Genomic DNA, 771 nt, shown 5'->3' with positions numbered 1-771 from the left:
GGGACAGTGTTATCGCCGAGGATCTCGCCCCAGGATCCGACGCCGCGGTTGGTGGTGATCGCGATCGAGGTCTTCAAATATCGTTGCGACACAACTTGAAACAGTGCTGATGCCGCCTCTGCAGGTAACGGCAGGTATCCCAGTTCGTCGATCGCCAGGAGCGTTGGTCCGGCGTAGAAACGCATGCAGGTGGCCCACCGGCCTTCGATCGCAGCTTTGTGGCAGCGGGCCGCCAAATCGGCGGCGGTGGTGACATAGGTGCGGTAGCCGGCGTGCACCGCAGCCCGGGCTAGACCCAAGGCCGCTCAGTTTGGTGTGCTGCCGGGTTGTCAACCGGGTAGCACGCGCACGCTGATGTGGGTTTGGTAGATGGTCCGGTCGATCACCCCCTTGGCGCGGTGTTTGGAGATTGCCCGTTTGACCACGCGAAGGCTGCTGCGGGGCCGGCGATGTGGGAGCAGGTCAGCGCGCACGGCCCGCCCGATCACACCGACGATATCGACAGTCGCGCCGGTGATGACCCGGCCGCATGGACGAGCTGGTCGCGGGCGGTCTGCAAAGCGACGGTGAAACTGCCCCGGTCCGCGACCATGCCCGGTGTGGCCAGCGCGGTATCGGCGATCGCGGTCCGCAACGCCTGGTAGGTGATCAGCAACGCGTAGACCTCCTGCGCGACATCGTCGGCAGTACGCGCCGAGGGTGTCACGAGAACCGTGTAAGTCCGAAGCTAGTTCGGTACTAAATCTATTCTAGCACAATGGAATTCGGTTC

At 63.6% G+C, this 771-nt stretch carries 1 protein-coding gene and 1 pseudogene; both read right to left on the bottom strand.

All coding sequences use genetic code 11. The features are described 5' to 3' along the window. A pseudogene (locus A5789_RS07945) lies at positions 1–302 on the bottom strand (ATP-binding protein); the annotation flags it as partial. Between the two features lie 182 nt (positions 303–484). After that, positions 485–706 carry a hypothetical protein gene (locus A5789_RS36355; protein WP_064903081.1) on the bottom strand — a complete coding sequence of 74 codons (222 nt, stop codon included), beginning with the start codon at positions 704–706 and terminating at the stop codon, positions 485–487. Positions 707–771: the final 65 nt, after the last annotated feature.

The sequence above is a fragment of the Nocardia sp. 852002-51101_SCH5132738 genome (genome assembly GCF_001665695.1).
Taxonomy (GTDB): Bacteria; Actinomycetota; Actinomycetes; order Mycobacteriales; family Mycobacteriaceae; genus Nocardia; species Nocardia nova.
Note: the sequence above shows the minus strand (reverse complement) of the source record. Positions and strands in the feature narration are given on the sequence as shown.